At 61.4% G+C, this 2,985-nt stretch carries 6 protein-coding genes; 2 read left to right on the top strand and 4 right to left on the bottom strand.

Going from position 1 to position 2,985, the window contains the following annotated elements; all coding sequences use genetic code 11:
* Window positions 1–77: 77 nt before the first annotated feature.
* From AC1DY5_RS49560 to AC1DY5_RS49545, 4 genes are all read right to left on the bottom strand, one after another.
* Window positions 78–587 carry a DinB/UmuC family translesion DNA polymerase gene (locus tag AC1DY5_RS49560; RefSeq protein WP_478121659.1) on the bottom strand — a complete coding sequence of 170 codons (510 nt, stop codon included), beginning with the start codon at window positions 585–587 and terminating at the stop codon, window positions 78–80.
* 338 nt (window positions 588–925) lie between these two features.
* A complete protein-coding gene (locus tag AC1DY5_RS49555; RefSeq protein WP_478121658.1) occupies window positions 926–1,156 on the bottom strand; it encodes a hypothetical protein in 231 nt (76 codons plus the stop codon).
* Window positions 1,153–1,521 (bottom strand): H-NS histone family protein, encoded by a 369-nt coding sequence (locus tag AC1DY5_RS49550; protein ID WP_478121657.1) that lies wholly within the window; start codon window positions 1,519–1,521, stop codon window positions 1,153–1,155. The genes AC1DY5_RS49555 and AC1DY5_RS49550 overlap by 4 nt, the downstream gene beginning before the upstream one ends.
* 435 nt (window positions 1,522–1,956) lie before the next feature.
* Window positions 1,957–2,223: a hypothetical protein gene (locus AC1DY5_RS49545; RefSeq protein ID WP_478121656.1), complete on the bottom strand. Its 267-nt coding sequence runs from the start codon at window positions 2,221–2,223 to the stop codon at window positions 1,957–1,959.
* Between the two features lie 77 nt (window positions 2,224–2,300).
* On the opposite strand from AC1DY5_RS49545, the gene AC1DY5_RS49540 reads away from it, so the two are divergent.
* Both AC1DY5_RS49540 and AC1DY5_RS49535 read left to right on the top strand, forming a co-directional pair.
* Window positions 2,301–2,561: a hypothetical protein gene (locus AC1DY5_RS49540; protein WP_478121655.1), complete on the top strand. Its 261-nt coding sequence runs from the start codon at window positions 2,301–2,303 to the stop codon at window positions 2,559–2,561.
* Between the two features lie 214 nt (window positions 2,562–2,775).
* Window positions 2,776–2,985, top strand: a 210-nt coding sequence (locus tag AC1DY5_RS49535) for a hypothetical protein (protein WP_478121654.1), incomplete at its 3' end; no start/stop codon positions are given.

The raw sequence follows: 2,985 nt of genomic DNA, 5'->3' as shown, positions 1-2,985 counted from the left end.
AGGTCTGCCGAAACTATACCCCGAAAACTGAAAATCCTCCATTAGTTTCGCTATCGCGGAACAACAGCGCAATGGCGTCAAAGGAGGCGGGTTGTTTCGGCATGACGGAACAATACTACGCTCGAATGGTGGGCATCTCGGACCACACGGTTGTGTAGTTGGGCGTCCGCCGCTCCTGTTTCATCTCCCAGTCGCGCTGGATGACGGTGGCACCAGTGCTGCCCACGTGCACTGTGCCGCGACCGTATCGCGCGTTGAGCTTGTCGAGCGCCGGTCATGAGCGCTGTCTGGTCGTCGGACGCGTCGCCGAGGTCCAGTGCCTCCAGGTGGATCGTCTCCGGCTGCAGGTCGAGCAGCATGACGCCGGCCTTGCTGAGCTCATAGCCGGGTTCGAAGATGCGACGCAGCCCGGTCACCGCAGCGTTGACCAGGATGCGGGTGTCGCCCGTCGGGCGCGGCAGCGGCACCACGAAGCTCTTGGAGAGGCGCGCCACCGGCCGGAACGGCAAGGTGTGGATGATGACTGCGTTGGCCAGGCGGGCCTGGCCGCGCAGCTTCACCGCGACGCGCGTGGCGAACTCGCTCACCGCCTACACCAGCATCGTCAAGCTTGCTGTCGTCGCTACCTGGGTCATGCTTGTCGTCGCAGCGTTCGCTGCAGCTCAACACCGGCAGAAATTCATGATCACCCACTTGCCATAGCTCATGACGGTCGTCGCCTCAATATTGCTCACTATCGAGCTTGGTGGGGTCGTCTTCCATCGAACTTGGACGAGGAAGGGTCGCAATTTGCGCTCTACCCGAGCCCGCGCCCTGCCCCCCCGCCGACGCATGATCGAATCGACGAAATGGCCAGGATAGTGGAACTGAAGTCACGCGGTGACTCGATATAGGTCGTCACATACGGCCCGCCCTCGCCCACGGGCTACCCGGCCTGCCTGCAGGTTTCGCAGCGAGAATTGTTCAGGTCGTGCAGTGAGAGGTGTGCAGCTACCCGGTGATCCTCCGGCACATCGCGGCCACAAAGGGTGACCAGCTTGCCCCCGGTCGTAGTGACGACCAGCTTTCCCGTCCCCGTGTCATGGCGGACGCTTCGGGCCACGCGCAAGTTGATGGAGTGATAGCGGGTGCCTGCACCCCAGATGACGAAACTCATGCTTCTTTACTTTCAAGGCTTGTGAAGTTGGAGGCCCTGCGCCATACCCGCCAGATAGTCACGCACCTCCCGGCATCGAGCGCGTCTCGCAGCCACTGTGGACGCTTTCCCATTCCGCCCCAGGCATTGCCATTGCCGTCGCTGTACTTCGCAGCGCGAGGCCTCCTTTTACTTGCCTTTCCGATCGACGCCTCGGCCTTCGAGGCGGTACCACCGAAACCGAGCTGCTGCGCAGTCAGGCCGTAGTGGACGATCGCCTCCTTGATGCGCGAGACAACGCCCGACACCTCCTTCTCGCGAAGCGCATCAGCGGTTTTCTGAAGCTGTGCGATCTGCTTTTGTATCTGGGCGTAGGTCTGAGTCATGGGAATTCCTGTGAGTGAGATTCGAGAGGAATGGCTTAATACCGTCCCCTTACAAAGGGGGTCAGGTACCAATGGACGAGCCGGGGGAGGGGCGGCAAGCATTGGTCTGTCCGAGCTGCAGTTGGCCTTGCCCACCCGACTCCGCGAGCGGAGAACCGGTCCGCCATGCCCCGAGAAACGAACGGCTGTGCCTGTTTTGCAGGCATCGCGTCGCGAGGCTACTCTGGAGTGGCTTCCCCAAGCTTCGACCGCTCTTGTCCACAGGTCTGTCCACGGGCCTCGTGGATAAGCGAAAGGCATCTGGTCCGCGTGATCGCAATCAAATTCGTGAAATAGTTCCGCCCGCGCGAACCTTTGGCGGACTTGCGAGTGGCTATTACGCGGGTACTCTGAGGGCATGGATTCTCCCTGGGTAGGCATCAAGGACCAACCCCTTCAGGCCCGCCTTGTGCGGGCCTGCTTTTGCTGCCGACCGGCTCCTTTTTCTGCAACGAAACTCCACGGCAGCTTGGCGGTCGAGAGGATTCCGGCCTTCTTCTCCGCGCCATTCGCCTTTCGACGGCGCCTGATTTCGAGGCCGCCGGCGGCGCTCGCGAGGCATTTGTCGGTGCTCGGCTTGGCGTCTTCCGTAGTCGTACCCAAGACCGCACCATAAACCTGATCGCGCCAATCAGTGAATCTTGGGCACAAAGATTTGCGCACGGCCGTGAATTCCGTCCTTCGCATCTGGTGGGCTTCCCATGCCCAATGGCGCAGTTCCCTACTTCGTGGAAGCGACAGTGACAAACAAATTGGACTATGCGCTTTTCGTCGAGGAGTCGATACCCGGGCACTTCTACTGGACGGTCGTCTGCCGCACGCGTGTGGTCGACTACGCCCGCGGCCCGATGCCGACTCACGATTCGGCCACCTCCGCTGGCCTCGCTGCAATTCGATTGCATCAGGCGGACGACTTGCCGGCCGGCGTGAAGACCGCCTTGCGCCGACTGTCGGGCACGCGCACTGAATGGGGCATAGAGACGAAGCCGGCCGAACTGTAGTCAGACTGGGCCTCAGAAGCGAGGCGCAAGTCGCACGGGCTCGCGCGATTTCAGCGACGGGCGCGCCGCCTTCGCCATTTCATCGACCATATCCCTTGACAATACGCCCGCGAACGCACGGTGGCTGTCGTTGAGAGGATCCGATGCACGCCGGCACTCTGGATCCTCTGGCAAAGCGCCCTGCTCTCTGGGTTGATCGGGATAAGCGCGGATTATGGTGCCCAACAGTTCGCTCGCATGGGCGCACGGTAAGTGCATCGACGCTCGCCGGAACAAGCGTGGCATGGAGGATTTTGGACGCTTTGCTGGGTTTCGACTCTCGGCGTTCAACCTCAGCCAGCTCGCGTGCTACAGCCATGCCTATCTCGGCTGCGAGCGGATGGAGCGGATTCAAAATCAAGAATGTGCTGGGGTGGTTTCCACC

The organism is Variovorax sp. P4_D9 (assembly GCF_056401695.1).
This window is presented reverse-complemented; position numbering and strand designations above follow the sequence as displayed.